Here is a 26,294-nt window from a genome sequence, read left to right as displayed (position 1 = left end):
TGATCATTGCGCAACCGGGAAAGTTTGCGAAGCGGCACGGCCCGCCGTGGCGACAGGCGTACGAAGGACGGTCACTTCGTAGGAGCCGCCCGTCGCCAAGCGGTCGCACTCCGGGGGCTCACCACCCCCCGGCCGGGACACCGTCAGAGCTGCGTGACGTCCAACTCGCCCTCGGCGAACGCCTTGCGGATGACCTTCTTGTCGAATTTACCGACGCTCGTCTTCGGCACCGCCGGAACGATCGCCCAGCGCTCGGGGATCTGCCAGCGCGCGACGCGCCCGGCGAGGAAGTCGTGCAGGGCGGCGTAGTCGGCGGTGGCGCCCTCGCGCAGGACGACGGTGGCGAGCGGGCGCTCGCCCCAACGCTCGTCGGGGACGGCGACGACGGCGGCCTCGGCGACGTCCGGGTGGGCCATGAGGTGGTTCTCCAGGTCGACGGAGGAGATCCACTCACCACCGGACTTGATGACGTCCTTGGACCGGTCGGTGAGCGTGAGGAAACCGTCGTCCGAGATGACGCCGACGTCACCGGTGCGCAGCCACCCGTCGGGGCTGAACTTGTCCTCGGGCCGCACCGGTTCCTCGCCGACGCCGCCGTAGTACGCGGCGGCGATCCAGGGCCCGCGCACCTCCAGCTCACCGGCGGACTCGCCGTCCCACGGCTGGACGGAGCCGTCCGGGCCGATGAGCCGGGCCTCGACGGAGGCGGGGAAGCGGCCCTGGGTGATCCGGTAGGCCCACTCCTCCTCGGGGGTGACCCCGGCGGGCGGCTGCGCGACCGTGCCGAGCGGCGACGTCTCCGTCATGCCCCACGCGTGGCACAGGCGTACGCCGAGCTGCTCGTCGAACGCCTTCATCAGGGCGGGCGGGCAGGCCGAGCCGCCGATGGTGACCTGCTTGAGCGAGGTGATGTCGCGCGGCTTGGCGGTCAGCTCGGCGAGCAGCCCCTGCCAGATGGTGGGGACGGCGGCGGCGTGCGTGGGGCGCTCGCTCTCGATCATCTCGGCCAGCGGGCCGGGCTGGAGGAAACGGTCCGGCATCAGCAGGTTGATGCCGGACATGAAGGCGGCGTGCGGCAGCCCCCACGCGTTGACGTGGAACATCGGCACCACGGGCAGCGAGGTGTCGTGCGAGCTGAGCCCCATCGATTCGGTGGAGTTGACCTGCATCGAGTGCAGGTAGATCGACCGGTGCGAGAAGACGACGCCCTTGGGGTCGCCGGTGGTGCCGGAGGTGTAGCACATGGCCGCGGCGCTGCGTTCGTCCAGCTCGGGCCAGGCGTACGTGGTCGGCCGCCCGTCCAGCAGCTCCTCGTAGTCGTGCACGGAGGGACGTACGCCGTCCAGCACCGAGCGGTCGCCGGGGCCGACCACGACGACGTGCTCGACCGAGTCGAGCCGCGGCAGCAGGGGCGCGAGCAGCGGGAGCAGCGAGCCGTTGACGAGGATCACGCGGTCGGCGGCGTGGTTGATGATCCAGGTGAGCTGCTCGACGGGCAGCCGGAGGTTCAGGGTGTGCAGGATCGAGCCCATGGCGGGGATCGCGAAGTACGCCTCAAGGTGCTCGGCGTTGTTCCACATGAGGGTCCCGACCCGGTCGCCCTCGGCGACCCCGAGCCCGTCACGCAGCGCGTTGGCGAGCCGGACGGCGCGCAGACCGACCTCGCGGAAGGAGCGGCGCTGCGGCTCACCCTCCCCGGTCCAGGTCGTGACCTGCGATTTTCCGTGGACCAGCGTCCCATGGACCAGGATGCGGGTGACGGTCAGCGGTACGTCCTGCATCGTGCTCAGCACAGGGGGCCTCCGGCGGCTACGCGAGGGTAATGTCCTCGCGATTCTGCGTGCATACCGATCGGTACGTCACTACCCCGCGCGGTATTGCCGCCGGTTCGTTCCGGGCGGCGCGGCGGTCGGGGGGACCGGGGCGCGGCCCGCCGGACGGCGTGGCACGTGTCGTGGGGATGTGTGCGACGCCCGCCTCAGGGCCCGGGCAGGCCCTAGGCGACGCACAGCTCCAGCTCCGGATCGTCGCGCAGCTTGCATAGGGCGCGCGAGACCGCGCTCTTCACCGTGCCGACCGAGACGCCCAGCGCCTCCGCCGTCTGCACCTCGCTCATGTCCTCGTAGTACCGCAGGACGACCATGGCCCGCTGGCGCGGCGGCAGCCGTCCGACCGCGCGGAGCAGCGCGTCCCGCTGGGCCTGCTGCTCGGTGATGTCGGGGGCGCCGGTCGCGGCGGGCTCCGGCACCTCGTCGGTGCTGAACTCGTCGACCTTGCGCTTGCGCCACTGCGAGGTGCGCGTGTTGACGAGCGTACGGCGGACGTATCCGTCGACGGCCCGGTGGTCGTCGATCCGGTCCCAGGCGAGATAGGTCTTGGTCAGGGCGGTCTGGAGCAGGTCCTCGGCGTCGGAAGGGTTGGGGGTCAGGGAGCGCGCGGTGCGCAGCAGCGTCGGGCCCTTGGTCCGGACGTAGGCCGTGAACTGCGTCGTATTGGCGCTGGTGCACACAGGCGTGGTCATGGCTTCACGTTAGGAGCCGACATGCCCGTGGCGGATCGGCCGCAGGTGCCGAAGCGGGATCACTCTCAGGTCGTAGGACGGGGGTTGTCCCCACCCCCCGAGGGGGGAGCCGGGGGTCGGGGTCCCGCAGGGGTTCCTCCGGAGAAGAGCGGGGTCCGGTGGGGCGGACACGGTCCCTGAGCGGGCCCGTGGCCGCCGTACGGGCGCTGCCCCGGTGGCCGTGCGGGCGGACCGCCGCTTTACGTGTGCGGGCTGCCGCCGTACGCGGGGGCCGTCACCGTACGCGGGGGGGGCATCGCCGTACGCGTGCGGCCGTCGCCGCCACGGGCCGCGCCGGGGTCGGCCCTGACGTCCGCCCCGGGGCGGTCCCGGTGTCATCCCCGGGTCAGCCCCGTACGACCTCGGCGTCAGCCCGTGGTCGTACATCAGCGCGGTCCGAGCGTCCTGGAAGCTCGGACCGGCCTCGGACCGGCCCCGGACCGGTGCTCAGGAGTGGGCGCTCAGCAGGGGGCGCTCACGACTGGGGCGCTCAGGAGGTGGGCGCTCAGGAGCGGGCGCTCAGAGCTTGGCGACCGGCGCGTCGATCAGGTCGCGGTCGATCGACAGCTTGTGACCGCCGTGCGTCTCGGTGACGGCGCCCGTGTACTGGTGGATACGGCTGTGCGAGGCCCAGGCGGAGGGGCGCAGGACCGGTTCGGCGGTGAGGGTGGGGGCGACGCCCCAGCGGGCGTACCAAATGGCGCCCGGGAGGTCGGACGTACCCGCCCTGCGGGCCTTCTCCATGTGCGCGATGCCGGAGTCGGCGCTGCTGTAGAAGCCGGGCACATAACCGCGCGCCCGCACCTGGCGGTCCCAGGCGCGCACGAAGGACAGCGTCGCGTTCGCGCAGCTCGCCTTCCTGAGGTCGTACGCCTCCATGTCGAGGTAGAGCGCGCTGCCGCGCTTCATGCCGAGCGCGCCCGCGGCCTTCGCCGCGTCCGCGCCCTCGCTCGTGCCCTGGGCCGTCGCCCGCTGGGGGTCGATGCGGAACGGGTTCTTGTTAGACCCTCTTACGCAGGGGCTCTGCGAACCGACGTAGATCGGCAGCAGGCTCCAGCCCGCCGCGGTGGTCTGCTGTACCCAGTTGTTCGTCAGATTGCGCTGCGTCTTGCAGGCGCGGGCCCGGCCGCCGAAGTAGATGCCGACGGCGCGGTACGGGGAGGAGGCGCGCCAGGCGCGCATCGTGGCGAGGTCGGGGGCCTGGCAGGTGTCGAAGCCGCGACCCTTGAAGACGCGCGGGGCGACGGCGGCGTCCTCGGGGAAGGTGGCGGCGTCGTCGGACGCGTCGTCGGTGCCGGGGAATCCGGTCTCGTCGGGGGCCTGGGCGTCGTCGGGAGCCTGGGCGCCGTCCGGAACCTGGCCGTCGTCCGAGGCTTGGCCGTCGTCCGACGCCTGGGCTTCGGCGGCCGCGGCTTGGGCTTCGGCGTCCGCGATCCAGCCGGCGGGGTCCGTCCTGTTGTCGACGGGGTCGATGTGCCCGTCGGCCGCCGCTGCCCCCGCGCTCGCGGGGCCCGCGCTGGCCGCCGGGACATCGCTGTCGGCGACGGCCGACACGGCGGGAAACAGCAGACCGGTCAGCGTCAGCGCGGCGGCGAGGACGTAACGAGTGCGGCGCGTACGGCGCACGCGGTGCGCGTAACGGATAAACCTACTTGTTTCGGTCATTCGCCGAGTCAACGTGGCGGGCGGCCCGCACGGGCGGAGACACGCCGCCGGGTCGGGCCGTACGGGCCCCGAACCGCTCGGGCGGCGGGCACTGCCGCCGCGTCGGCTCCGCCGGGCCTGGCGCCGGACCCGAGGTCGGGGCCGTCCCTCCCCCCCTCCCGGACCTGCTGACCCGCTACCGCGCTCGGCTGCGCGTGCGCGCTTCCCGGCACTCGGATACGCCGACGACACGCGGCCCCGATACGCAAATTACCGTAGTACGTGGGTTATTTGCATGATGGCGTCGGATTGCTACGGTCACCCCGTCGCTATTTGCACCCACGCGAGCGGGGCCGCTTCGGCGTCGACCGCGTGGCCCAGTAGGGAGGACCTTCTCGTGCTCCGTGCTCGTATCGCCGCCGCGGGCGCCGCCGTGGCGCTGGCCGCCGCAGGGCTTGTCGCAGGCACCGCCCCGTCCGCTCAGGCGTCGACGCCGCCCACCCCGTACATGTGCCCCTACTTCCTCAACGACGGCGCGCACGGTCTGTACGTGTGGACGTACGGGCAGGGCTGGCTGGTGTGCAGCTACAGCCCGCACGCCGAGCTGTCCTGTCGGTACAACGCGTTCAGCGGCGACGCCTGGTTCAACGCGCCGAATCCCGACTACTGCCCGACGCGCGCGATTCCGACGGCCTGACACGATTCCGGCGGCTGCCGACGGCCTGGGCCGGTCGGCCGCCGCCCTTCCCTCCGGGGGTCCGGGACCCCGATCCCACCGGGCCCCGGGACCGTCGGACCTTCGGGCCTTCGGGCCTTCGGGCCTTCGGAACCCCGCGCCCGCCTCAGGCCCCGTCCGCCGACAGGATCAGGCCCGAGGTGGGGACGCCGGTGCCGGCCGTGACGAGGGTGTGGCCGACGGAGGCGACCTGGTTGACGCTGCTGCCGCGTACCTGGCGGACGGCTTCCGCGATGCCGTTCATGCCGTGCAGATACGCTTCCCCGAGCTGGCCGCCGTGGGTGTTGACCGGGAGGCGGCCGTCGATCTCCAGGCCGCCGTCCGCGGCGAAGTCCGCCGCCTCGCCGGGACCGCAGAAGCCGAACTCCTCCAACTGCATGAGCACGAACGGCGTGAAGTGGTCGTAGAGCACCGCCACGTCGACGACGGCCGGACCGAGGCCGCTCGTGCGCCACAACTGCCGTGCCACCACGCCCATTTCGGGCAGCCGGGCGAGGTCGTCGGCGTCCCGGTAGTAGCTGGTCATCTGCTCCTGCGCGCGCCCCGCGCCCTGCGCGGCGGCCGTGACGACGGCGGGTGCGTGCCGCAGGTCGCGGGCGCGCTCCGCGGAGGTGACGACGATCGCCTGGCCGCCGTCGGTCTCCTGGCAGCAGTCGAGCAGCCGCAGCGGCTCGACGATCCAGCGCGAGGCCGCGTGGTCGGCGAGGGTGATCGGGCGGCCGTGGAAGTACGCGGCCGGGTTGTTCGCCGCGTGCCTGCGGTCGGCGACCGCGACATGGCCGAAAACCGACGGTTCCAGTCCGTAGACGGACAAATATCGGTTTGCCGACATTGCCACCCATGAGGCGGGGGTGAGCAGACCGGGGGGCAGGTTGACGCCGAGCGCCGCCCCTTCCGCCGACGGCTCGCGCCCGAGGACGCCGGAGCCGAACCGGCGGCCGGAGCGTTCGTTGAAGGCCCGGTAGCAGACCACCACCTCCGCGATCCCGGTCGCCACCGCCATCGCGGCCTGCTGCACCGTCGCGCACGCCGCGCCGCCGCCGTAGTGCACGCGCGAGAAGAAGGACAGCTCGCCGATTCCGGCCGCCTGCGCCACCGTGATCTCGGGGCTGGTGTCCATGGTGAACGTCACCATGCCGTCGACGTCCCCGGGCGTCAGCCCCGCGTCGTCCAGCGCCGCCCGCACCGCCTCGACGGCCAGCGTCAACTCACTGCGCCCGGAGTCCTTCGAGAACTCCGTCGCCCCGATCCCGACGACGGCCGCCCGCCCGCCGAGCGCGTCCCGCCGCCGAACACTCATGACGCCTCCGGGAGTTGCGGGATCTGCACGGTGACCGTGCCGGTGACGTGCCGGCCGAGCGCGTTCACGCCCACCACCTCGACGGTCGCCGTCCGGTCCGCGACTGCCGTGACCGTACCCGTCAACTCCATCGTGTCTCCGGGGTAGTTGGGCGCGCCGAGCCGGATGCGTACCGCCGTCGTCACCGCGTCCGGGCCGAAGTGCGCGGCCACGTAACCGCCGACCAGGCCGTTGGTGGTGAGGATGTTCATGAAGATGTCGGGAGAGCCTTTGGCGCGGGCGAGTTCGGGGTCGTGGTGCACGTCCTGGAAGTCGCGCGTGGCCAGCGCCCCGGCGACGACGAGGGTGTGGGTGACGTCGATACGGCGGGGCGGGAGGGTGTCGCCGACGGCGGTCATGCGGGGGCCTCCGCTTCAGGGGTGGTGACCGTACTGGAGGGTTCCGTGTCGGCGGGTCCCGCGTCGAGAGGTCCCGTATCGGCAGGTCCCCTATCGGCGGGTTCCGTGTCGACGGGGCGGAAGGCCGGCACGGTGAGGTCGTCGTCCGCGTCCAGGAAGTCGAGCAGGACGGGCGCGCCGATCCGGACCTTGTCGTACGGGACGCCGATGACGTTCCCCAACAGCCTTACGCCCTCGGCCAGTTCGACGAGCGCGACCGCGTACGGCGGATCGAAGGCCGGGAACGGCGGGTGGTGCATCACCACGTACGAGAAGACGGTGCCGGTGCCGGAGGCGGGAACGGTGTCCCAGTCGGGGGAGCCGCAGGCGTTGCAGCCGGGGAGCCACGGCAGGCGCAGGGTGCCGCAGGCGGTACAGCGCTGGATGAGGAGTCGGCGGTCCTCGCGGATGGCCTGCCAGTAAGCGGCGTTGTCGCGGTTGACGACCGGGCGGGGGCGGGTCGCGGACTTCGTACGTGCGGGGGCGGGAGCGGGGGCCGGCTCCCGCGCCGAAGTTGCCTGCACGGGTGCGTACTTGAGGATGCGGAAGCGGTGGGTGCCCGCGAGGGCGCCGTCGGCGCGGACCTCGGTGCGGGTGGTGACGAAGTAACCGGCCCCGAGCTTGGTGGACTTGCGCGGCGAGACGGATTCGACGACCGCGTCGAAGGTGACCCGCTGACCCGGCCGCAGCGGTGCCACGTACTCCTGCTCGCAGTCGGTCGCCACGACGGCCGCGTAACCGGCCTCGTCCAGCCGTCCGAGCAGGTCGTCGTAGCCGGGAGTGCGTCCTTCGTGGCCGGACAGCCCGCCCATCGTCCACACCTGGAGCATGGTGGCGGGCGCGGTGCCGTCGGGGGGTACGGGGTGGCCGAGGGCTTCGCACCAGTGGCGGATCATCGGGGCGTTGACGGGGTCCTTGCCGATGCCGCCAGTGGCGGCCGGGGTGCCTTCGTAGCGGCGCAACTCGGCGTGGAGCGGGTCGTTTTCTGCCGTTCCGTCCGATCCGTCCATGGCGGCGCCGCCCTCCCTCGACAATCTGACTGTCCGTCAGATTCGGTCGGGAGGGCGGCTGTTGTCAATGGGCGTGCGGGGGTGGCGGGTTCAGGCCGGGGGCTCTTCCGTGCCGGGATCGGGGGCGGGCCCGGAGGCGGGGTCGGGGTCGAAGGCGGGTCCGGGGACAGCGGCGGGGGCGGAGACTTGTGCGGGTTTTCCGCCCGGCCCGCGACCTCCCTCACTCTCGGCCAGAAGTTTTCCACAGGCTGTGGACGAAAGTTGGGCGCCGGATTCGCCGACCGCCGCCGCCCCGACGCGTACCGCCCAGCCCGCCGCCTCGACCAGCCCGTCCCCCTCCGCCAGCCGCCAGGCCAGCGCCCCGGTGAAGGCGTCACCCGCACCGGTCGTGTCGACCACCTCGACCGGGACGGCGGGCAGCCGCGTCGTACGCCCCCGGGGCGGCTCCGCGTCCGCGCGTACGTTTTCGCGTACGCCCGCACGCACGTCCCCGCTCACGTCTTCGCGTACGCCCCCGCTTACGTCCTCGCTTACGTCCTGGCGCTCGACGACGGTCACGCCCGCGCCGCCCAAGGTCACGACGGCGGACCGGACACCGAGCCGGAGCAGGTCATGCGGGTCGGCCTCTGCGGCGGAAGCCGCGCCGAGCAGGACGCGCATCTCGTGCTCGTTGACCACCAACGGGTCTGCGCAGGACAGGAGTTGACCCGACTCGGCATCGTCCCTGACGGCTTCGGGCGGTGAGGGGTTGAGCACCAGGCGGGCGCCGTGCCGCTCGGCCGCGCGGGCGGCGGCCCGTACCGCGTCCATCGGGACCTCGCACTGCGCGGACACCACGCGCACGGCCGGCCCGACCGCGGCGGTCACTTCGGCCGCCGTGAGCGCGGTGTTGGCGCCCGGTACGACCACGATCGCGTTCTCGCCGTCGGCCGCGACCGTGATGAGCGCGATGCCGGTGGGCACCGTCTTCTCGGTGCCGAGCGCGGTCGTGTCCACGGCGGCGGACCGCAGTTCGGCGGTGAGCCGTTCCCCGTACGCGTCCGCCCCGACCCGCCCGCAGAAACCCACCCGCGCGCCCAACCGGCCCGCTGCGACGGCCTGGTTGGCCCCCTTGCCGCCCGCGTGCACGGCCACGCCCGACGTACCGAGCACCGTCTCGCCGGGCGCGGGATGGCGGTCGACCCTGACCACCAGGTCCGCGTTGGCCGACCCCACCACCAGCAGCGTCACGCCGTCCGCCGTACTCCTGCCCACCGTTCACCGTCCTCGCCGTTCCCCGCTTCGATCATCCTGCCGTGGAACGCGTGCGCGCGGCGGCACATGGCGTGCCGCCGCGCGTACGCGTCACCGGTCAGGAGTGGCGGGGCGCCCCCTCACGCCGCCGCCGAACCCGCGGCGCGGGTCACCAGAGCTGTGAGAAGTGGATGCTGACGTTGTCCTGGTGGATGGCGGTGAAGCCGGAACCGGCCACGCTCGCCGTGTTGTTCTGGTTCGACGCCCCGGCCCCGGTGGCCGCCTGCTGCGTCGTCGTCACATTGCCGAAGTTGCCACCCCCCACGTTGCCGCCGGAGTTGCTCACCACCGTCGCGTTCGAGTGGCCACCCGCGAACGCGCCGTCGTCTGCCGAGGCCGTGCCGGCGAACAGCACGGCCGCCAGCGGCAGTGCGGCAACGGCGGCCAGGGCACGGACGGTACGGATGCTTGCCATGGTGTTCCCTCCAAGGGGACATGTTGCGGGACTAGTTGAACTGTCCGGACTTGTGGAAGCCCGGTCCGATCCGGAGCACCGCGGTTGGCCGACCGCGGTGCCGTCTTGCTTCTTCGAGCGGCGTCGCCGAGACCAGAGTTGCCCACCCCACCCCTCCCGAACCCGCCCCTCCCCCTCTTTTCCCCCGCAAGCGTGACGATCTGTCGACAAACCCCCCATCCCCCACCTTTCCACCACCCGCACCCCCCACCCCCTCCACCCCCCAGTCCCCCCAAGCGCCAAAACGTTCCTGCCCCTTTTCAGCCATTTTCCGGTCACCACCGGAAACCGACGACACAGGGAGCGCGACGGACACACAAAAAGTGGGGCCGGCTCCCGATCGCATCGAGACCCGACCCCACCTGCATGTTCACTACCTACCGCGGAGGCTGTGGGATTTGAACCCACGGTGACATCGCTGCCACGACGGCCTTCAAAACCGCTCGGCCATACAGACTCGCCCCGCTTCCTTCCTACGAAGTGCCTGGGTTGATCCGCTGGAGGGCGGGAACAGCCCCGCGGGCGCGGGGAGCAGGACGGCATCGCGCGCGCGGTGGCGTTCGGCGAGGGAACAGCCCCGCGGGCGCGGGGAGCAGGACGGCATCGCGCGCGCGGTGGCGTTCGGCGAGGGAACAGCCCCGCGGGCGCGGGGAGCAGCAGGGAGCTGGAGAACCTGTAGCCACGCGGCGGGGAACAGCCCCGCGGGCGCGGGGAGCAGGGGGCGGGGGCGCCGTGGATGACGATGGTGATGGGAACAGCCCCGCGGGCGCGGGGAGCAGCGGCGGAGGAGGGCGAGTTGCTGCGGGCCGGGGGGGAACAGCCCCGCGGGCGCGGGGAGCAGGATCAGCAGTGCGGCATACGCTCACCCTGACGGGGAACAGCCCCGCGGGCGCGGGGAGCAGCCCGACCCACCACGTGCCGTCGTCGTCCAGGACGGGAACAGCCCCGCGGGCGCGGGGAGCAGTCACCAGCTCGGGCGCGCTGCGTAGTGATGTCGGGAACAGCCCCGCGGGCGCGGGGAGCAGCTCGCGCCGGTCCCGCAGGGCTTGGTCCTGCCGGGAACAGCCCCGCGGGCGCGGGGAGCAGGTAAATGACCTGAGGCTTTACCGGGTTCGGCGGCCGATTTTACTCACTTGATGAGATTCGGACATACCTTCCTTATCGCAATAGTCTGCCGATGTGCAGGCTGGAGGTACGGCTCCACAACATCCTGAGCATCCATCGCCGCCCCTGGGGCCACGAACGGCCAAGGGGATGCAAGGACGGAAGGCCGCGCACCACGCTCAGGTGCTGACGTTGTTGTCACGGCGGGCTGGCGGAAGCAGGAGGTGGACCAGTACGCGGCCGGTTGCTCAACCCGCAGGTAGGCGGTGCCCCCGCCAACAGCCGTGACGGCACCACCCACCTCCACCAGCGTCATCAGGCCCCACATCGGACTCAGACCCCCACCTGGGGGTTGAACGTGCTCTCCCACGGCCGGGCCACCAGTCCCGGCAGCGCGACCGGCGCGCCGAGGGCCAGCCCCTCGCCCACACCGCTCTGCGGGATGGTCACCATGAGCAGCGAGGACTCACCGTCCTCGATGTAGACCACGCCGACCGTCATCAGCGGCTTACCGCTGTTCGCGTCGGTGGCGATCTCCCCGGTCTGCCGGTCCTTGATCCTCGCCTCCGGAGCTTCGGTCAGCAGGATCGTTGCCGCCGATGTCTCCACACGGATGGAACGCAACGCTTTCCCCTTCACTCATGACAGCTAGTCGTCTAGACAAGTGTCGTCTAGTGCACCCGAAGAACCGGGCACGAGAACCACTGTGCCGCACGACCTGACTACTCGTCTATATGAGTTTGCCGAGAAGGCGTACGAGTCACGGGAGTTGGGCCGGCCCGGCCCGTGTCGCGAGACCATCCGCCCAGGTCACGTGGCCGGAAGTTGATACGCCAGCACGTACGCGTCCGCCGCCATCACCGTGTCGCAGACCTCCACGGCACGCCCTTCGGTGTCGAACGCCGTGCGGACCAGATGGATCACCGGCACGCCGGACGCGAGCTGGAGCGTCTTCACCTCAGTCGGCGCGGGCATGCGGGCGCGGATCTCCTCCTCGAAGTGGTCGAGGCGGTGGCCGAGTTCTTCGAGTCGGGCGTAGATGCCACCAGGACCGGGGTTCGGCTCGGCGATGGGAGTCCCACGGGCCAGGTCCAACGGGAGGTACGACGTCGCGAACTCGACCGGGCGGCCGTCGAGGAGATAACGGCGGCGCCGGGCCAGTACGCGACGGGGGCCACCGAGCCGGGTGGCGATGTCCTGGCTCGGCCGTTCTTCCTTGATCTCCAGGCTATCCACGGTGGGGTGACTGCCCGCACCGTCAGCCTCCACGATGAACGCCGACTTGCCCTGCTCGCGGTGCCGGCGGGCGAAGCGGTCCGAGGCGAGGCGCCGCACGGGCGGGCGGGGCCGTACGAAGACGCCCTTGCCGTGCTCGGACACCACCAGGCCCTCGCCCTGGAGGACGGACAGCGAGTTCCGTACGGTCATCCGCGAGACGCCGTAGTGCTCGACCAACTCCGTCTCGGAGGGCAGCTTGTCGCCCTCGCCGAACTTGCCCCTGTCGATCGCTTCTCGCAACTGGTCGGCGATCTGGCGGAACACCGCGCGGTCGCTCGTCGGGTCCAGCGCCCCCAGGACGCCGGAGGGAAGAACGGGCATGCGTACTCCTTTGGATATCTAGACGAGTGGCCGACCTTTGTTGCTACGGTGGGCAGCCTAGCCACCCGAGAGGATGAGGCACGTGGCGATCGAGCGCCCCCACTCCGTGAGCGTCGCCGGGGTCATCGTCGATGACGCCGGTCGCGCCTTGCTGATCAGGCGGCGCGACAACGGTCACTGGGAACCGCCCGGCGGAGTCCTGGAGGCGGGGGAGACCATCCCCGACGCGCTCCAGCGCGAAGTCCTGGAGGAGACCGGCGTCAAAATCGCTGTGCCCGCGACCCTCACGGGTGTCTACAAGAACATGACCGGCCTGATCGTCTCGCTCGTCTTCCGCTGCGAGGCGATCGACGGCGAGCCCTCCACCGGCACCGAGACCAGCGCCCTGCGCTGGGTCACCCGGGAAGAAGTCTCCGAACTCGCGGACGAGGCGTACGCGATCCGCGTGCTCGACGCCCTGGACGCGAAGTCCCCGCCTGCCGTGCGCGCACACGACGGCGTGCAACTCGTCTAGCTCACACCATCTACACATGGCCGCCCACCAGCAGAAAGTAACTTGTATGCACGAGTATATGAGTAGGCCGCGAGTCTGGGGACTGACGTGCCCAGGTTCACCCGAAGAAGTTGGCCGCGTACGCCGCTGGACCCGCGATGTCCTGCGCGATTCTCCTTACGCGGACGACGCGGCGCTCATCGTCACGGAGCTGAGTGCGAACGCCGTGCTCCACACCGCCAGCGGGAGCACGGGAGCGTTCCACGTCAGCCTCGCCGTCTCCCCCGCCGTCGTCTCCATCTCGGTGACCGACTCCGGAGGGACGAAAAGCGCACCGACCGTCGAACACCCCGACGCCGAGGACACCCACGGCCGCGGCCTGGCCATGGTCACCGCCCTCGCCCACCACGTCGAAACCCGCGGCGACCAGCACGGCCACACCGTGACCGCCCACCTCACCCACACCAAGGACGGCTCATGACCCCCGGCCGGCCGTCGACAGCGGCACCCGCTGCCCACAGCCTGTGGACGATCGCCCGCATCCAGAACACCTTGAGCAACGAAGTCCTGATCCGCCGCTTCCTCCTGGACCTCACCCACGCCCCCGAGCACGAAGTGATGAACGTCTTCACGGCCTGGCAGAAGGTCGCCGCGGCGATCGAGCAGCACTCGCCCGAAGCGCCGGCCTTACCCGCATCCGGCCGACCGGCCGGGGAAGGACGGTGACCCATGAACGGAGCAACGACGGAACGCACGAGCGCGGGGTCCGGCGCAACGAGCCGGGGCGACGGACAGCCGACGTGGACCATCACCACGACCATCGGCTACACCGCGACCGGCTACCTGCCCGCATGGGCCGAAGACGACCCGAGCGCCACCGACGTACCGCCCCAGCGGTTCGCCACCGAACTGGCCGACATCACCCACCACCAGGCGTTCTCGGGCCAGCTCATGACGGTCTCCGTCACCGACGCCCCCGGCACAGAGACCGGCGCGGGGAGCACGGACCAGTCACCGGCCCCCGCGCGGTCGCGTCGGGAACAGCCCCGCGGGCGCGGGGAGCACCCCGGCAGGTCGACGACCGACTTAGACCGGGAGGGAACAGCCCCGCGGGCGCGGGGAGCACGCGCACCGTAGTGGCTCCGGCGCGGGGGTGCAGGGAACAGCCCCGCGGGCGCGGGGAGCACCAGGCGGCGCACCAGCGGTTCTCCAAGGTCCCGGGAACAGCCCCGCAGGCGCGGGGAGCACCACGTACACGACGATGTCCTTCAGCAGATCGCGGGAACAGCCCTGCGGGCGCGGGGAGCACCGTTTCCCTGTCCATCATCTGGTGGTCGGGCAGGGAACAGCCCCGCGGGCGCGGGGAGCACTCACGGTCGCTGGTGCAGTGCATCCCGCAGACGGGAACAGCCCCGCGGGCGCGGGGAGCACTACTTCCCCAACAGCCCCGCGAAGGCCGGGCCGGGAACAGCCCCGCGGGCGCGGGGAGCACCCAGGCGCAACGTACACGCTGTGCATGTGGGCGGGAACAGCCCCGCGGGCGCGGGGAGCACGGGCTCAGCAGCTCAGGCGCGGCGTCCATGACGGGAACAGCCCCGCGGGCGCGGGGAGCACTGGAGTCCCTGGACCTTGCGGATCCGGCCACCGGGAACAGCCCCGCGGGCGCGGGGAGCACACAGGAAGCGCCCCCGACCGGATTCGGTCGGGGGGAACAGCCCCGCGGGCGCGGGGAGCACTCCCAGAGCCGGACGGCGACCGCCGTACGCCGGGGAACAGCCCCGCGGGCGCGGGGAGCACAGCGACGGCCAGCGCCCCTGCGGATGCCGCGAGGGAACAGCCCCGCGGGCGCGGGGAGCACTCGACACCGCGGAACTGGTAGCTCCCCTGTGCGGGAACAGCCCCGCGGGCGCGGGGAGCACGTGCAGTACACGGGTCAGGCCCCGGCGCTCTCGGGAACAGCCCCGCGGGCGCGGGGAGCACCCGCCACCGGTCTGATGCGCCGGTTCGAGGATGGGAACAGCCCCGCGGGCGCGGGGAGCACGCGCGGTTGGCGCCGAGGCCGAGCTGGGCGCGGGGAACAGCCCCGCGGGCGCGGGGAGCACAGTGTTTGGCCTGGTGTTTTGGAACGGCCAGCACCGGATTTTACTTAAGTTGAGAGATTCGGACATATCGCCTCGATGTCCCCGTCGCTCCCGCGCCGCGCACGGCGCGGCGCGGGTTCCGCGCCACCGCATCGCGCACCCCTCAGCTTCCGCCGCCGAAGCGGCGGCGCTTCGCTGCCTTGCTCCAACCGGTGGTGGGTGGGGAGGTGGAGGAGCGGGAGGAGTCGGAGCGGCGGCCGGGGTGGGGGCGGTGGATGAGAGTGAGGCCCTCGTGGTCGACCGGGTGCCAGGCGTGGTCGTGGGTCTTGAAGGTGTAGCCCTGCTCGGTGTCGGTTTGGTAGGCGAGGAGGGCACGGCCCTGGTTGGCGTATTGGCGGACCTCGGCCCAGAGGACGTCGCGAAGACGGGCGGACGGGGTGCCGAGGAAGACGCCCGGGGAGATCTCCAGGAGCCAGCGGGTCAGGAAGCCACGGAGACCGGCCGGGCAGTTGGTGAGGATGATGACGGTCACGGGGATGCCCTCACCAAACGATCTCGGAGTCGTAGTTGCGGCCGCTCTCGACTTCGACGCCGTGGTCGGACTGGAGACTTACGCGGTCGCCTGCCGCGGTGTCCGAATCCTCCCGCACGGCGTCGTAGCCCAGCAGGTCTTTGATGTCCTGTACGCAACGCTCCAGCAGCCGCGTTCTGTTGACCCGGTCCCGGACGGCCCGCCGCGTTCGGGACGCCACGTCTTCCGGTCCTTCCGCCGCCGCGTCGAAGGCCGCGGGAATGCCCACCGAGGTCTTGTAGAGGTCGGCGATATCGAGGACGAAGGAGCGTTCGTGACCCGGGTGCACGAACCCGAGGCCCGGCGAGCAGCCGAGGGCGGCGACGACGGCGTGCGCGATGCCGTACATGCACTGAGCGGCAGCGGTGACACCCTGGTTGGGCGGGTCACCAGCCGCGAAGTCGTCCCGGTTGTACTCACGGCGGCGCCACGGAACGCCGGTGCGTTCGGATTCGGCGCGGTAGCACTGGCGCAGGCGGCGCCCCTCCATGCCGAGGAGTTCCTGGCGCGTCTTGCCCGCCGGGTCTTCGTCGGGGAACCGCAGACGGTACATCGCGCGGGCGACGTCCAGCCGTCGCCGCGGATTCGCCCACGCGAGAGCCTGGGCCTCGACCAGTCCGGAGGAGCGGGTCAGAGCGCGCCCGCCCGCGTAAAAGCGGACGCCGTGCTCCCCGACCCAGACGACGCCCGCCCCGCAGTCGCCGAGGACGCTCATCGCCTGGTGGGTGATACGCGTGCCGGGACCGAGCAGCAGCGTGCCGATCGTGGCGGACGGTATGTGTGTCACGCCGTCGGCGCTCTCGGCCGTGATGGCGTTGTCGTCACGGTGGACGACGCACCGCTCCAGGTAGATGAAGGACAACCGGTCCCCGATACGGGTGAGTTCGCGCGGCGTGGCGGCACCGCGCCTGCCGACCGTGCTCATCGGTCAGCCCACCGGAGCAAGGGTCATCAACCCGCACCCGTACGCCTTCGCCTTGCCCAGACCCTGGGTGAGGGTGCGGCGCAGCGCGTCCGGGTCGGTCACCGTGAGCCGGCCGTCGTACGTGATCGAGGTGAGGGAGACGGTGCGGCGCTCGGCTGCTTTTGCGAACCGCAGGTCCCGCTTGTCCCGGAGGACGAGCTGGAGTTCGTCGCCGTACTCCAACAGCCTTGTCTCGGGCGGCTTTTCGACGACGGCGAAGCCCGATGAGGCCTGCCGCTCCAGCAGCCACGCCTTCTGATGGCGGGCGGTGAGGTGCGCGGTGCGCTTGCGTTGCTCGTCGTCCGTGCGACGGATGGAGTGCACGGGGTTGGCGGTGAGCCGGAAGGTCCACGCACTCCCGACGGACAGCCGGGCGAGGAAGGCCCCGTAGTCGTACGTCTGCCAGCCCGGTGTGTCCGAGGCGGCGGGCCAGCCGGCCTGTTCCACCAGATGTGTCAGGTCAGGACGGGTGGGGCTGACGACGAACAGCACCACTTCGGCGGCCGAGTTGCGGTCGACGCGCCAGAGCACACGCGGCCCTGAGCCGTCTCGGACGGGCAGTTCGGGGAACGCCATCGCGACGGCGGCGTGCATCCGGTGCGGCGAACCGAGCAATGCGCGGCCGTCACGGCGGGCGGTGTTGAGGCGAAACCGGGTCATAAACATCACACGGCTCCCAGGGCCGACGTCGGATCGTGAACAGAGGCGCGCTCGACAGACGGGTTCGGAACCCAGTCCGCCACCACACCGCGCAGCCCGTAACGCCGGTGCCGCGGGTCGAAGCTGATCGGCGCGTCACGGAAGCTCTGGTCGGGGGACGTGCCGGGCGGGCAGTCGAGCAGCAGCGCAAGCTCGCGCGGCGTGCCGTGACGATGCCGGTACCAGCCCGATGCCTGCCAGGGCACCTCTCCCAGCGCCGTCACAATGTCCGCGTCGTCGCACACACCCAGGTCGAGCGGCTGGGACGGTGGGCACGAGCGGCGTCCCAGATACGGCAGCCACACCGGTGCCCGTACGGCCGCGTTCAAGCGCCCGATCAGCGCGGGTTCCCCCTCGACCGCCGCCACGAATACGGCGTCGGCCAGGTAGAAGCGCTCCGACAACGGCATCGCCTTGTCCGTGTCGAAGTGGTGGGCGGTCTGGAAGTCCCTGATACGCGTGCCGGGTTGATCGATGCGGACGCCGTAGCGCAGCTCCGTCAGATCGCTGAGGTCGGCATCGCGTTCCCTGCCCTCGGCAGCGGCCAGCAAGCCGAGTACGCCGCTCTTGGTGGGGGCGTTCTCGGTGGTGCGGCGGGTGAATCGCGCGGCTGAGCCCCATGCCTGCAATGGACCGGCCAGGCGCAGCAGGAGCACGCTCACGCGCCGGACTCCCGCCCTGCGGAATCCGCCGTGCCATGGATCAACCGCTCAGCCACCGACTCGCCGATCGACGAAACCAGTTCGGGAATGCTGATGCTCTCGCCAAGGGCGGCGAGCGGCCCGGTTCCCTCGCCCACCCGCACAAGCCAGGTTCCTTCGTCGCCCGCGATGCCGTACGCCGCTTCCAACTCCGGTACGTGAGCGGCCAGTCGGCGGCACGCCTCCTCGACGAAGCCGTCCTCGCGGCGCTTCGGGGCGACGGCTCGCTCGAAGGCCGCCACAAAGCTGACGGGCCGTTTCGAACGGAGTTTGACGAGGACGACGCTCGGCAGCGTGTGATTGCCGAAGGTGTTGACCTTGCCGCTGGGCAGAGACGTGATGAAGCCCTCCAGAAACGCCTCGACGGCGCGACGGGTCGGAGCCGCCGCGTGCTCTTCCTCGCGCAGTCCCGCGCCGAGGTTGGCATGCAGGCGGTCGACATCCAGAGCCGCATAACGGTAGAGCGTCGCGGAGTTGAAGTCGATGACGCCGATCATGCCCGCGCCGGGTTCCGCGCCGGTGTTCCGGTCGTCCACGGCCGTGTAGTAGTCCGATTCGTTGTCGACGGCATGCACGCTCAGGGCGTGGGCGACCTGGGTGGCCGCCTCGACGTTGAGTCCGGCATCGTCGGCGACCATTCGGCCGAAGAGTGCGATGTCGACCGAGTGGCGGGTGTCCACCAGGTGCTTGGCGAGCGCCTTGTTGTCCTTGTTCTTGAAGAAGCCCTTGAGGACGGCGACATCGCCCTTGCCTTCGCTGCCCTTGAGGGCGAGTTCCGCGAGCGCGTCGAGCTGGCGGGCGCTGAGGAACATCAAGTACGACGCTTCCGGCGCTGGTTCGGGCTCGCCCTCCTTGGCCTTGCGCTTGGGCGGATCGATCTTCGAACCGGTGGCGGTACGCAGCGTCTCGGCGGCCAGCGCGAGCGCGGCCGTACGGTCGAGGGCCGGCTCGTGCGCGAGGATCCGCTCCGCGACCGCTTCAGCGACCTTCTTGGTTCGCACGCCCAATTCTGCAGGGTCAACGAGGTCGTCGAACGCCTTTCGTGTGGCCCGCTTCCAGGCCTGGCTGGAGACCCGGGCCCGACGGACACCTCCGTAGACCGCGGTCTTGGGCGATCCGGTGTCGTCGCGGTTGATGTTGCTCGGCGGAACGGTCTGAAGAATGTGCACGTCGATGATGGTTCGGGTCACGGTCCTGAGTCCTGTCGCATGGAAGTGCGGATAAGTGTCTGAGGGAACGTCAGAAGCCAGCAGCGCGTTCGGCGTTGCCCGGCGTGCGCGCTTTCAGTCCTTTGGCGTTCGGCGGCCGGGCACCACACCCGCCGCGTGGAAGTCCCGGCCCCATGTCCTGCGGACGTCGGCTTGGGCCGAGGGCCGCTGCCAGCGGTAGAGCTGATCGGCCAGGAGCGCGTAGTCGAGCGGAATGGAGTTCTTCCGAAGCAGCAGGACGATCTCCCGCAGGCGCTGGGCGAGGACATCGAGGGTGGTGGCGGTGCCGACCCGCACGAACCGTCGGCGGATCACCTCGTCGATCTCCGGTTCGGAAGGCACAGGGACCGGTGATGCCGGGGCCGGACCGCCCACTGTCCTGACGGCCGCGGGCACCATCAGCAGGCGCACGGACCGGCCGAGCCCGTAACCGGGGACGTGTGTGTCGGTGTCGCGGTGGGACTGCTGGTGCAGGGCCCACAAGGTGACCGCCATGTTCAGCGCCTCGTCCGCTCGCTCCTCGTCCGGCCGTTGTCCGGTGCCGGTCGCGGATTCGGCGATGACGAGAGCGAGTTCCTCCGTGCCGGTCAGTCCCCATAGGTCCTGTACGTCGTAGGCGGGACGGCCGACGCCGCGCCGCAGCCTGGCCACGGTCGCGACCGCGGCCGGCCGGTCGTTTCGGTAGCCGCCTTGGAGCCTGCGGATGCAGCGGTCGGTCGCTGTGCCAATGAGGTCGTATCCGCGGGCGCCGGACGGGTTGGGGACGGTTGTGGTCATCACGCGGGCTCCGTTGCTGCGTCTGCTGCGTCTTGTGTGCCGGCCGCGTAGTGAGCGACGAGCACTGTTTCCTCACCGGACTCCGCACCGCCCGAGCCGATCGCGGCGCCGGTGGGCGCGACAGACGGACTCGGCGCCAACGGCAGGACTTTCCTCAGGTTCACCAGGAACCACAGTTCGGCCTGTGCGTCATTCAGCCAGCGTCGGCCATTGCCGTCCGGCAGGTCCACGTACCGTCCCTCGGCCGCCGCCGGCCCCGCGTCGTTGAGGAGTTCTCGCCCCAGGGCGCGGATCGTCGTACCGACCGTCCGCTGCCACTGACCGCGGTACTCCTCAGGGTCGGAGATGTTCCGCAGGCCGCTGAGCCACGCCCGGTACGGGCTGTCCAGCGCGGCGAAGCCGAGGTCACGGGCTGTGGCCGTGGCCGGTCCCAGGTCGGAACCGGCTGCCTGGGCGAGGTTGCCCGCGAGGTGGCCCAGCGCCCTCACCGCGTCATCGGCGTCGGCGACGGCAGCGACTGCGACTTTCCCGTAGAGGGGTCGCTCCGCGTGAAGCGCGACGACCGGGAGCAGGATCTCGTCGTCCGTGATCTCGTCGATGACCGACTGCTGTGTGCCGTACTTGGCCCCGACGATCCGGGTGCGCAGCAGGCCGAGTCGCGGCAGATACTCCTCGTACGTGAGCCGGGCAAGCCACTGGACGACTCCGGGCGGCAGAGTGCGCTCTGCTCTCTGCCGCTGCTCGGCGCCTTCCCTCCCCCGGCCCTTGTCACCGAGAAGAGCGGCGAGACCGCGCCACGCCGCGCGGCTCGGGTCGTGCTGGCTCGGCATGAAGACTTGAGGCTCGCCCCACTTCTTCGCCTGAGTCGGACTGTCGCGCCAGGCGGTCATGGGTTCGCGCCGATGCCGGTTGCGCACGGCGAAGGGGTCGCCGTAGCAGAGGACGACACCCGTCACCTCGCCGTCGCCGTGGTGCAGACGGATGCGTCGGCTCTGCCAGGTGTAGAGGTCACGAGGGCCGGACGGGCGGGGGTCGTCGGGGTCCGCCGCGATCGGCTGCGGGCCGAGGGGAGGTCGGCGCCATACGGGCCTGTCGTCCGTGTGGACCTGGAGGAAGTCGTTGTCCGCAGAGATCAGATTGAGCAGCAGGGTTTCCTTGAGGGTGTCGCCTTCGGCGAAGACGCCGCCGAGGTTCCCGGCCCAACCGACGCCCAGAGCGCCTGACGGGTAGCCCTTGCCGCCTTTCACCCTCGGATCGTCAACGGCTCCCGACTTGATCCCAGACGTGTCGAAAGCGTGAGTGTGCACGAGCCAGCGCGCCGCCTCGGCGAATCCGAGCCGATCGGGACCGGGTTGACGCATGCTGAAGAAGAGATCGCCGTTGGGAACGTCGGCGACGATTCTGCTCAGTGGACCGATGTCGTTCTTCTCCGTGTGCAGACCGGCGACTTGGAGGAACGGCTGCTGAGGATGGAGCAGATCGAATCGGTCGCGATACCGGTCCAGATACTCCGGTACCGCGGTGAAGGGCTCGGCGGACTCCCACAGTTCACCCCAGTCCTCGATCTCTCGCGGGCCGTCCACGGCGTCGTGCAGGACGGCGAGCAGTAGTCGAATCAGGGCGAACTCCTGCGTCGGTACGTCGCCGACGATCCGCCGCAGCCCGGCAGCCTCTGCGAAGACGTCGCGCAGGGACATCTCGTCCGTCGTCCCGTCCAGTCGCTGCACGGGAATCCAGGGCCGGGACACCAGGTCGAATGAGGGCACTCCGTCTACCACCCTTACGTCGTGGGCACCTTCCGGCACCACGAGAAGCCCGTCGGACGGGCTGTAGCGGACCTCGGCACCGACCAGCCGGGCTCGGCGGTCCTCGTCGAGGACCAGGAACAACTCCCCTGCCAACCAAGGGCTTTCCTTCACCTGCCAGGCCGCAGGACAGAATTTCTCCAACTCGCGGATCGTCCGGTCGATCACCCAGGATTTGGAGAAGTGCCAGGGGAGGTTCAGCGCACTCGCGGCGGCGGCGCGGGCCGCTCTCCCCTGCGGTACGGCGTGCTCGGGCAGGTCGAGTCCGCCCCTTGCCTTGTCCAGCCACGGCAATGTGGTCAGCGTTCCGTCGCTTCGCCTCTGGATCACGAGGACTTCGAGCGTGTCGTCGGTGTCGCGTACCTGGGCGCGTCCTGCCGCGGTGTCGTCGGCGTCGCCGACTCCGGCGTCGATCCAGCCGATGATCGGTCGACCCGCGCGGCGTACGGGACCGAGCCGGAATGCCTCGGCCCGGTCGGACTTCTCGGCCAGGAGCGCGCGGTAGGCGACTCTGGCCTGCGCCATCTTTGCGGCCCAACTGTCCGGGCCGAGCGGATCATCGCCATACGCCGCCTGTACGAGTGGGCTGATGTCCTCGGGCAGACGTAAGCGGCGCCCTTCCACGTGCGGCCGGAGGACGGCAAGCGAGCGCAGCAGCAGGTGTTCTCCGTCGTAGACCTTGACCGAGCCGCGGGCGATCTCCGGCGGATCCTGTGCCCAGTCGGCTATGCCGGTGATCAGGCAGCGCGCGTCCCGGAGGCGAGGGGGGCGCGGTCGGTCGTGCCGGTGGAGCCGACCCATCCGCTGCAATATCAGGTCGACCGGGGCAAGGTCGGTGACCAAGAGATCGAAGTCGAGGTCGAGGGACTGCTCGACAACCTGGGTCGCCACGACGATGTGCGCGCCTTCGGGGCGTCTGCTCCTGGGGCCGAAGCGGTCGAGCAGCTCAACATCTTTGCGGGCCCGGTCGGCAGCGACGAAGCGCGAGTGGGCGACCGTGACCCGCTCCTCACCGAAGCGCTCCCGCAGCCGCCCCGCCGCTTCCTGCGCGCGGTCGACGGTGTTACGTACCACCAGTGCGCAACCGCCTTGGCTGAGTTCGTCCTCCAAGCGGTCGACCAGGATGGTCACGTCGTCGTCGAGCGGCTGAACATGGACGTCGGTGCGGCGGCCGGACGCGGCGGGAGGCTGCCGGACCACGGTGGGGCCGCCGGGCGAGACTGCGGTCAGCAGTGGATACGTCCCGGCGGACGCTGCGGCGGACGTGTCGCCGGACCGGTCGGCCTCGGACACAGGGTGACCTGCGTACGCTTCGGCGAGCGCCCGGCGGCGGCCGGCGGGCAGGGTCGCCGACAGCAGCACGACCGGAACCCGGTATGCGGCCAGCCATTCCAGCACACGTTCCAGGTACGTGCTCATGTAGGCGTCATAGGCGTGGACTTCGTCGATCACGACGACCTTGCCCGCCAATGCGAGGTGGCGCAGGGCCAAGTGGCGACTCTTCAACGAGCCGAACAACACCTGGTCGATCGTCCCCACCGCGAAGGACGCGAGCAGCCCCTTCTTCCGTCCACGTAGCCACTGGTGGGCCTGGAGTCCGGAAGGACGACGTCGTTGCCGGGCGTTGGGGCCGTCGAACTCGTCCCCGCCGTCGAGATCGACCGCCGCGACCGTGCGGGCACTGCGGCTGGCGAGGCCCGCCCAGGTGTCGTTGAGCGCGGACTTGGCATGGGCGAGAAAGACGGACTGCGGCCCGTCGGACGGCAGTCGGCCGATCCAGTCGATCAGCCGGGCGAACATCGCGTCGCCGGTCGCCCGCGTGGGCAATGCGATCATGCAACCGCCCGCCCCGGTGCGCGCGGCCAAAATTTCTGCCGCCGCGAGAGCCGCCTCCGTCTTGCCCTCACCCATGGGTGCTTCGATGATCAACAGGCCGTGCGGTTCCATTTCCCGCGCGATGCCGACCGCCTGTTCCTGCACGGGGCGGACGGACGCGCCCTGCGGTAGGTCGAAGCGCGCGGCGAACAAGTCGGCTGCTGTACCCGCCGGTTCGTCCGGCTCCCAGGGGCCGGGAAGGTCGAGGCCCAGCCAGGCCGCCTCCAACCGTTCCGACTGCGACCGCCGCGTCCCCTCCGCCGTGATGTACGGAAACAGGTCTGCCGAACTGGCGATCCAGTCCGCGAGAATCACGATCGCGGTCAGCGTGACCTGGACCGGCTGGGAGAGCTTCACCGACTTCCACGCGCTGAAGTCGTCCTCACGGATGCCCGCCACCTCCGCGCAGGCGGCCATCAGCTCGAACTGCACGGCCTTCCAGCGCGATTCGTTCTTCCCCCGCGTACGTATCAGCTCAGGATGCAGCGCGAGATCGTGAATGCGCTGGTGCCCTGGCGGCACACCATGGTGGCCGCCGATCACCACGGCGAACTGTCCGCTGACCCGGTTGGACCACCCGTGCCTCTCATTGAGCCACTCACTCAACAAGAGCTGACCGGCCAGCCCGTGGGGGCCCAACTTGCGGTCCTCCCTGAGCCGTTCGAACGACGGCATGTCGAGACCGTGGTCCCGCATGACCTGCGCGAGCGGATCGACCTGGCACGCGAAGGCCGGCGTGGCCTTCCCGATGTCATGCACCCCGGCCAGCCACCCCACCAACCGCCGCCCGTCCTCCACCCCTCCGGGCAGCGCCTCCCCCACCAGCGCCTTCACATTCCCCGGCAGCCACGCATCCCACAACCGGCAGGCCACAGCCCCGCTGTCCGCCATGTGCCGCCACAACGGCAGCCACCCATCGGTGTCCCGATCATGCTTCCCCCACGCGCTCCGCGCCGCAACAGAGAGGGAGAAGGCAGACCTCAGGAGCGATATTCGAGGCTGAGCCATTGGCATATTCGACACCGTCGATCCCCGTCCGACAACACCATTGCGCAAGTTGACCAATAGTGATCACCGGTGCCAACGATTCTTCACCCACGGCTGTCCGATGGTAGATGTTTGATCGAACCCGTTACTTGCCGTGTTCGCGGTGAGTCGAAGCTACTCACCGCACACACAAGGTGTCCTTAGAACCGCACCGGCGACCAGGATGATCGGTATGCTCGCGGCATTACCAGGATGACCTGGATCACGAACACGAACACGAACACGAGCACCGCGACGCGAAGCCACGCCCGTGCCGCCTGCACGCCTCCCAGGGCACGGATCCCGGCACGGACCCAGGTAGGGGCCAACGCCGAGGGTCTAATCAACAGGGACGCGAGTCTTGACCCGACCTCCTGTCGCACGCTGCCGGTGCGCGAGATGCAGACCTACGGAGCAACCCTCATAAGACCGACGCCGAGTAGAGCGTCGACAGGCTGAGGCGCCGCCCAGTTGCCGCCATCAAGTCCGACAAGCCAAGTTTGCGCCACACAGCGGAAGTTCTCGATGCAGACCGACCCGGCTGAATAACCCCACGTGTGTGGGGAGCACTACAAGAGGTTCGCCGTGATCGGCCTGCACCTGGGGTTCAGCCCCGCGCGCGGGGAGCACACGTCCATCGTAAGCGGGAACAGCCCCGCGCGGGCGGGGAGCAGACCTGGTCGCGCACTCAGTGGTCGTACATGGTGGGAACAGCCCCGCGCGGGCGGGGAGCAGACCACGGTCCGGCTGCCGTCGACCCCGGCACGGGGAACAGCCCCGCGCGGGCGGGGAGCAGGCGGTGCCGTCCTCGACGTCGACCTGCACCGCGGGAACAGCCCCGCGCGGGCGGGGAGCAGGTGTTGACCGTCGCCATATAGACGAGATAGTCGGGAACAGCCCCGCGCGGGCGGGGAGCAGTCCTGCACCGCGCGCGGCGTCGCGAAGCTGAGGGGAACAGCCCCGCGCGGGCGGGGAGCAGGTCGGCAACCTCACCGTGCACACCGCGTACGAGGGAACAGCCCCGCGCGGGCGGGGAGCAGGCCAAGGTCGACCGGCCGCTACAGCGCGGCATGGGAACAGCCCCGCGCGGGCGGGGAGCAGCCAGGCGGTCAGGAAGCTGATCCACTCCAGCAGGGAACAGCCCCGCGCGGGCGGGGAGCAGGAGCCGTCGGGGAGCAACATCCGCAGCTCGTTGGGAACAGCCCCGCGCGGGCGGGGAGCAGCCTCCACGATCGTGACGTCAGCGGCGTGCGTCGGGAACAGCCCCGCGCGGGCGGGGAGCAGGAGGTCGAGCGGCTGCGAGCGGAGCGCGACCAGGGAACAGCCCCGCGCGGGCGGGGAGTAGGTGCGCTCCATCGTGCTCCACACCATCGGCGCGGGAACAGCCCTGCGCGGGCGGGGAGCAGGCGTAGCCGGTAGCGGCGGCCCAGCGCTCGTAGGGAACAGCCCCGCGCGGGCGGGGAGCAGGTGCCGTACTCCACGTCGGCCGCGTAGCTGACGGGAACAGCCCCGCGCGGGCGGGGAGCAGGTCTACCTCCACGCGTGTGTCAGCGCCTGCCCGGGAACAGCCCCGCGCGGGCGGGGAGCAGATCGCCCGCACGCTCGGCATCCCGATCGCCGAGGGAACAGCCCCGCGCGGGCGGGGAGCAGGCGCTGGCTGCGTTTCCGGCCGCCCGCACCTTGGGAACAGCCCCGCGCGGGCGGGGAGCAGCGTCGTCCCCGCCTGAACGACAGCGCTGCCGAGGGAACAGCCCCGCGCGGGCGGGGAGCAGGTCGACCGCAAGTACACCGCCCGCGACATGCAGGGAACAGCCCCGCGCGGGCGGGGAGCAGGATCCCGAAAACCGGCCGCGTCCGGCTGCTCGGGGAACAGCCCCGCGCGGGCGGGGAGCAGGGGCGCTCCACTCCCGTATAGGCGGAGATGTCGGGAACAGCCCCGCGCGGGCGGGGAGCAGGC

At 70.8% G+C, this 26,294-nt stretch carries 20 protein-coding genes, 1 pseudogene and 3 CRISPR repeat arrays (1 of these 24 running past the window's edge); of the genes and pseudogenes, 4 read left to right on the top strand and 17 right to left on the bottom strand.

Annotated elements, in window-relative coordinates; translation table 11 throughout:
* Window positions 1-143: 143 nt before the first annotated feature.
* From ACFZAM_RS02820 to ACFZAM_RS02810, 3 genes are all read right to left on the bottom strand, one after another.
* Complete coding sequence (locus ACFZAM_RS02820) at window positions 144-1,793, bottom strand: long-chain fatty acid--CoA ligase (protein WP_355336553.1); 1,650 nt, start codon at window positions 1,791-1,793, stop codon at window positions 144-146.
* Between the two features lie 203 nt (window positions 1,794-1,996).
* Entirely contained in the window at window positions 1,997-2,521 is a 525-nt protein-coding gene (locus ACFZAM_RS02815) for a SigE family RNA polymerase sigma factor (protein ID WP_391042198.1), read from the bottom strand.
* Between the two features lie 558 nt (window positions 2,522-3,079).
* Window positions 3,080-4,225: a glycoside hydrolase domain-containing protein gene (locus ACFZAM_RS02810; RefSeq protein ID WP_391042196.1), complete on the bottom strand. Its 1,146-nt coding sequence runs from the start codon at window positions 4,223-4,225 to the stop codon at window positions 3,080-3,082.
* 376 nt (window positions 4,226-4,601) lie between these two features.
* Between ACFZAM_RS02810 and ACFZAM_RS02805 the strand changes: the two genes are divergently transcribed.
* On the top strand, window positions 4,602-4,901 hold the full coding sequence (locus tag ACFZAM_RS02805) for a hypothetical protein (RefSeq protein WP_355336556.1): 300 nt from the start codon (window positions 4,602-4,604) through the stop codon (window positions 4,899-4,901).
* 145 nt (window positions 4,902-5,046) lie between these two features.
* On the opposite strand, the gene ACFZAM_RS02800 is transcribed toward ACFZAM_RS02805, so the two are convergent.
* The 7 genes and pseudogenes from ACFZAM_RS02800 to ACFZAM_RS02770 form a co-directional block, all read right to left on the bottom strand.
* Window positions 5,047-6,240: a lipid-transfer protein gene (locus ACFZAM_RS02800; RefSeq protein ID WP_391042191.1), complete on the bottom strand. Its 1,194-nt coding sequence runs from the start codon at window positions 6,238-6,240 to the stop codon at window positions 5,047-5,049.
* Window positions 6,237-6,638 carry a MaoC/PaaZ C-terminal domain-containing protein gene (locus ACFZAM_RS02795; RefSeq protein WP_391042189.1) on the bottom strand — a complete coding sequence of 134 codons (402 nt, stop codon included), beginning with the start codon at window positions 6,636-6,638 and terminating at the stop codon, window positions 6,237-6,239. Before ACFZAM_RS02795 ends, ACFZAM_RS02800 begins: the two co-directional genes overlap by 4 nt.
* Window positions 6,635-7,687 carry an OB-fold domain-containing protein gene (locus tag ACFZAM_RS02790; protein ID WP_391042187.1) on the bottom strand — a complete coding sequence of 351 codons (1,053 nt, stop codon included), beginning with the start codon at window positions 7,685-7,687 and terminating at the stop codon, window positions 6,635-6,637. The genes ACFZAM_RS02795 and ACFZAM_RS02790 overlap by 4 nt, the downstream gene beginning before the upstream one ends.
* A gap of 90 nt (window positions 7,688-7,777) precedes the next feature.
* Entirely contained in the window at window positions 7,778-8,941 is a 1,164-nt protein-coding gene (locus ACFZAM_RS02785) for a PfkB family carbohydrate kinase (RefSeq protein ID WP_391042185.1), read from the bottom strand.
* A 148-nt stretch (window positions 8,942-9,089) separates the two neighbouring features.
* On the bottom strand, window positions 9,090-9,395 hold the full coding sequence (locus ACFZAM_RS02780; RefSeq protein WP_188281503.1) for a hypothetical protein: 306 nt from the start codon (window positions 9,393-9,395) through the stop codon (window positions 9,090-9,092).
* A gap of 545 nt (window positions 9,396-9,940) precedes the next feature.
* Window positions 9,941-10,520: a CRISPR direct-repeat array (repeat unit 29 nt; unit sequence GGGAACAGCCCCGCGGGCGCGGGGAGCAG).
* A 363-nt stretch (window positions 10,521-10,883) separates the two neighbouring features.
* Window positions 10,884-11,162, bottom strand: a pseudogene (locus ACFZAM_RS02775) (hypothetical protein); the annotation flags it as partial.
* A gap of 186 nt (window positions 11,163-11,348) precedes the next feature.
* Complete coding sequence (locus ACFZAM_RS02770; protein ID WP_391042182.1) at window positions 11,349-12,137, bottom strand: UTRA domain-containing protein; 789 nt, start codon at window positions 12,135-12,137, stop codon at window positions 11,349-11,351.
* 106 nt (window positions 12,138-12,243) lie between these two features.
* Here ACFZAM_RS02770 and ACFZAM_RS02765 point away from each other — a divergent pair, with 106 nt between their 5' ends.
* From ACFZAM_RS02765 to ACFZAM_RS02755, 3 genes are read left to right on the top strand one after another with little or no spacing between them, the layout of a single operon-like run.
* Window positions 12,244-12,651, top strand: coding sequence for an NUDIX domain-containing protein (locus tag ACFZAM_RS02765; protein ID WP_391043515.1), 408 nt, complete (start codon window positions 12,244-12,246; stop codon window positions 12,649-12,651).
* A gap of 46 nt (window positions 12,652-12,697) precedes the next feature.
* Window positions 12,698-13,111, top strand: coding sequence for an ATP-binding protein (locus ACFZAM_RS02760; RefSeq protein WP_391042180.1), 414 nt, complete (start codon window positions 12,698-12,700; stop codon window positions 13,109-13,111).
* Window positions 13,108-13,356 (top strand): hypothetical protein, encoded by a 249-nt coding sequence (locus ACFZAM_RS02755; protein ID WP_391042178.1) that lies wholly within the window; start codon window positions 13,108-13,110, stop codon window positions 13,354-13,356. Before ACFZAM_RS02760 ends, ACFZAM_RS02755 begins: the two co-directional genes overlap by 4 nt.
* Window positions 13,357-13,605: 249 nt before the next feature.
* Window positions 13,606-14,732: direct repeats of the CRISPR family, unit length 29 nt; unit sequence GGGAACAGCCCCGCGGGCGCGGGGAGCAC.
* Window positions 14,733-14,874: 142 nt separating this feature from the next.
* On the opposite strand, the gene cas2e is transcribed toward ACFZAM_RS02755, so the two are convergent.
* The 7 genes from cas2e to casA all read right to left on the bottom strand — a co-directional run bounded on the left by cas2e (window position 14,875) and on the right by casA (window position 24,319).
* A complete protein-coding gene (gene cas2e, locus ACFZAM_RS02750; protein ID WP_391042176.1) occupies window positions 14,875-15,243 on the bottom strand; it encodes a type I-E CRISPR-associated endoribonuclease Cas2e in 369 nt (122 codons plus the stop codon).
* Between the two features lie 10 nt (window positions 15,244-15,253).
* Window positions 15,254-16,207: a type I-E CRISPR-associated endonuclease Cas1e gene (gene cas1e, locus ACFZAM_RS02745; protein ID WP_391042174.1), complete on the bottom strand. Its 954-nt coding sequence runs from the start codon at window positions 16,205-16,207 to the stop codon at window positions 15,254-15,256.
* A 3-nt stretch (window positions 16,208-16,210) separates the two neighbouring features.
* Window positions 16,211-16,912 carry a type I-E CRISPR-associated protein Cas6/Cse3/CasE gene (gene cas6e / locus ACFZAM_RS02740; RefSeq protein WP_355336563.1) on the bottom strand — a complete coding sequence of 234 codons (702 nt, stop codon included), beginning with the start codon at window positions 16,910-16,912 and terminating at the stop codon, window positions 16,211-16,213.
* On the bottom strand, window positions 16,912-17,607 hold the full coding sequence (gene cas5e / locus ACFZAM_RS02735) for a type I-E CRISPR-associated protein Cas5/CasD (RefSeq protein ID WP_391042172.1): 696 nt from the start codon (window positions 17,605-17,607) through the stop codon (window positions 16,912-16,914). The genes cas6e and cas5e overlap by 1 nt, the downstream gene beginning before the upstream one ends.
* A complete protein-coding gene (cas7e, locus tag ACFZAM_RS02730) occupies window positions 17,604-18,836 on the bottom strand; it encodes a type I-E CRISPR-associated protein Cas7/Cse4/CasC (RefSeq protein ID WP_391042170.1) in 1,233 nt (410 codons plus the stop codon). Before cas7e ends, cas5e begins: the two co-directional genes overlap by 4 nt.
* A gap of 93 nt (window positions 18,837-18,929) precedes the next feature.
* Window positions 18,930-19,631: a type I-E CRISPR-associated protein Cse2/CasB gene (gene casB, locus ACFZAM_RS02725; protein ID WP_391042168.1), complete on the bottom strand. Its 702-nt coding sequence runs from the start codon at window positions 19,629-19,631 to the stop codon at window positions 18,930-18,932.
* The gene (gene casA / locus ACFZAM_RS02720; protein WP_391043513.1) at window positions 19,631-24,319 is read right to left on the bottom strand and encodes a type I-E CRISPR-associated protein Cse1/CasA; all 4,689 of its coding nucleotides are present in this window, start codon (window positions 24,317-24,319) and stop codon (window positions 19,631-19,633) included. Before casA ends, casB begins: the two co-directional genes overlap by 1 nt.
* 663 nt (window positions 24,320-24,982) lie before the next feature.
* Window positions 24,983-26,294: a CRISPR direct-repeat array (repeat unit 29 nt; unit sequence GGGAACAGCCCCGCGCGGGCGGGGAGCAG); it runs 1,341 nt beyond the window's last position.

It is taken from the genome of Streptomyces sp. NPDC008079 (assembly GCF_042957385.1).
In the GTDB taxonomy this organism is placed as follows: Bacteria; Actinomycetota; Actinomycetes; order Streptomycetales; family Streptomycetaceae; genus Actinacidiphila.
Note: the sequence above shows the minus strand (reverse complement) of the source record. Positions and strands in the feature narration are given on the sequence as shown.

What these genes read in the sequence shown, in the direction of transcription:
- ACFZAM_RS02795 (WP_391042189.1), bottom strand. Translation starts at nt 6,638, where the DNA reads ATGACCGCCGTCGGCGACACCCTCCCGCCCCGCCGTATCGACGTCACC.
- ACFZAM_RS02760 (WP_391042180.1), top strand. Translation starts at nt 12,698, where the DNA reads ATGCACGAGTATATGAGTAGGCCGCGAGTCTGGGGACTGACGTGCCCA.
- ACFZAM_RS02800 (WP_391042191.1), bottom strand. Translation starts at nt 6,240, where the DNA reads ATGAGTGTTCGGCGGCGGGACGCGCTCGGCGGGCGGGCGGCCGTCGTC.
- ACFZAM_RS02770 (WP_391042182.1), bottom strand. Translation starts at nt 12,137, where the DNA reads ATGCCCGTTCTTCCCTCCGGCGTCCTGGGGGCGCTGGACCCGACGAGC.
- cas6e (WP_355336563.1), bottom strand. Translation starts at nt 16,912, where the DNA reads ATGTTTATGACCCGGTTTCGCCTCAACACCGCCCGCCGTGACGGCCGC.
- ACFZAM_RS02755 (WP_391042178.1), top strand. Translation starts at nt 13,108, where the DNA reads ATGACCCCCGGCCGGCCGTCGACAGCGGCACCCGCTGCCCACAGCCTG.
- cas1e (WP_391042174.1), bottom strand. Translation starts at nt 16,207, where the DNA reads ATGAGCACGGTCGGCAGGCGCGGTGCCGCCACGCCGCGCGAACTCACC.
- ACFZAM_RS02810 (WP_391042196.1), bottom strand. Translation starts at nt 4,225, where the DNA reads ATGACCGAAACAAGTAGGTTTATCCGTTACGCGCACCGCGTGCGCCGT.
- ACFZAM_RS02815 (WP_391042198.1), bottom strand. Translation starts at nt 2,521, where the DNA reads ATGACCACGCCTGTGTGCACCAGCGCCAATACGACGCAGTTCACGGCC.
- ACFZAM_RS02780 (WP_188281503.1), bottom strand. Translation starts at nt 9,395, where the DNA reads ATGGCAAGCATCCGTACCGTCCGTGCCCTGGCCGCCGTTGCCGCACTG.
- casB (WP_391042168.1), bottom strand. Translation starts at nt 19,631, where the DNA reads ATGACCACAACCGTCCCCAACCCGTCCGGCGCCCGCGGATACGACCTC.
- casA (WP_391043513.1), bottom strand. Translation starts at nt 24,319, where the DNA reads ATGGCTCAGCCTCGAATATCGCTCCTGAGGTCTGCCTTCTCCCTCTCT.
- ACFZAM_RS02790 (WP_391042187.1), bottom strand. Translation starts at nt 7,687, where the DNA reads ATGGACGGATCGGACGGAACGGCAGAAAACGACCCGCTCCACGCCGAG.